The sequence below is a fragment of the uncultured Aurantimicrobium sp. genome (assembly GCF_936931525.1).
Taxonomy (GTDB): domain Bacteria; phylum Actinomycetota; class Actinomycetes; order Actinomycetales; family Microbacteriaceae; genus Aurantimicrobium.
Map to the genome: position 1 here is coordinate 1 of NZ_CAKZII010000048.1, position 2,068 is coordinate 2,068.

General features: G+C 57.5%; 1 protein-coding gene. It reads left to right on the plus strand.

All coding sequences use genetic code 11. The annotated features are described in order from the left end of the window. Positions 1-14: 14 nt before the first annotated feature. The coding region (locus tag Q0362_RS02440) for an ATP-dependent Clp protease ATP-binding subunit (RefSeq protein ID WP_298119399.1) at positions 15-2,068 on the plus strand (2,054 nt) is incomplete at its 3' end.

Below are 2,068 nucleotides of genomic sequence, written 5' to 3' on the forward strand. Positions count from 1 at the left end.
GATGGGAGTTAGAAATGTTTGAGAGATTTACCGACCGCGCTCGCCGCGTCGTTGTCTTGGCGCAAGAAGAAGCCAAGATGCTCAACCACAACTACATCGGCACCGAGCACATCCTGCTCGGTCTGATCCACGAGGGCGAAGGCGTTGCCGCTAAGGCACTCGAGTCTCTCAACATCTCTCTCGACGCCGTGCGCGAGCAGGTCCAGGACATCATTGGTCAGGGACAGCAGCAGCCCACCGGCCACATCCCCTTCACGCCTCGTGCGAAGAAGGTACTTGAGCTTTCCCTCCGCGAAGCACTTCAGCTTGGTCACAACTACATTGGCACCGAGCACATCCTGCTCGGCCTCATCCGTGAGGGTGAAGGTGTTGCTGCCCAGGTTCTGGTCAAGCTCGGTGCTGACCTCAACCGTGTTCGCCAGCAGGTCATTCAGCTCCTCTCTGGTTTCCAGGGCAAGGAGCCTGTAGCAGCCGGCAACAAGGAAGAAGCCGCTGCAGCTCAGGGTGGTTCTCAGGTTCTGGACCAGTTTGGTCGCAACCTGACTCAGGCTGCTCGCGAAGGCAAGCTTGACCCCGTTATCGGCCGCGAGAAGGAAATCGAGCGCGTGATGCAGATCCTCTCGCGCCGTTCCAAGAACAACCCAGTTCTCATCGGTGAACCTGGTGTTGGTAAGACTGCAGTTGTGGAAGGTCTTGCTCAGGCAATTGTTTCTGGCAACGTTCCTGAAACCCTCAAGGACAAGCAGCTTTACACCCTCGACCTCGGTTCGCTCATTGCGGGTTCTCGTTACCGCGGTGACTTCGAAGAGCGTCTGAAGAAGGTCACCAAGGAAATCCGCACCCGCGGAGACATCATCACCTTCATCGACGAGATTCACTCGTTGGTCGGTGCCGGTGCTGCTGAGGGTGCGATTGACGCAGCTTCTATCCTCAAGCCTCTGCTTGCTCGTGGTGAGCTCCAGACCATCGGTGCCACCACTCTGGATGAATACCGCAAGCACTTTGAGAAGGATGCTGCTCTTGAGCGTCGCTTCCAGCCCATTCAGGTCGCTGAGCCTTCCTTGCCTCACGCAATCAACATCTTGAAGGGCCTTCGTGACCGTTACGAAGCACACCACAAGGTTCAGATCACCGACGGTGCGATTGTGGCAGCAGCAAACCTTGCTGACCGCTACATCTCCGACCGCTTCCTGCCAGACAAGGCCATCGACCTCATCGATGAAGCCGGTGCTCGTCTGCGCCTCTCGATCCTCTCCAACCCACCAGAGCTGCGTGACTTGGACGACCAGATCGCGCTGACGCGCACCAAGAAGGAAACCGCAATCGAAGATCAAGACTTCGAGCGCGCTGCAGCTCTTCGTGATGAAGAGAAGCAACTCCAGGGTGAGCGCGTGCGCCGCGAGAAGGAATGGCGCAAGGGCGATGCCGGCGGCCAGGGAATCGTGGACGAAGGCGTTATTGCTGAGGTCCTCGCACAAGCAACCGGTATTCCCGTGTTCAAGCTCACTGAAGAAGAGTCTGCTCGACTGGTCTTCATGGAGAAGGCTCTTCACCAGCGTGTGATCGGCCAGGAGAAGGCTATTGCTGCCCTGTCCAAGACCATCCGTCGTACTCGTGCAGGCCTCAAGGACCCCAAGCGTCCTTCTGGTTCCTTCATCTTCGCCGGTCCAACCGGTGTGGGAAAGACGGAGCTCGCTAAGGCACTTGCTGAGTTCCTCTTTGACGACGAGAACGCCATGATCTCTCTCGACATGAGCGAATACGGCGAGAAGCACACTGTGTCTCGTCTGTTCGGTGCTCCTCCCGGATTCGTAGGATTCGAAGAGGGCGGCCAGCTCACCGAGAAGGTGCGCCGCAAGCCATTTAGCGTTGTGCTCTTCGATGAGATCGAGAAGGCTCACCCCGACATCTTCAACTCGCTTCTCCAGATTCTGGAAGAGGGTCGTTTGACCGATGGTCAGGGTCGTGTTGTCGACTTCAAGAACACCGTCATCATCATGACCACCAACCTTGGCACCAAGGAGATCTCCGGTGGTCCCGTGGGCTTCCAGCTCGAGGGCGATGCAGG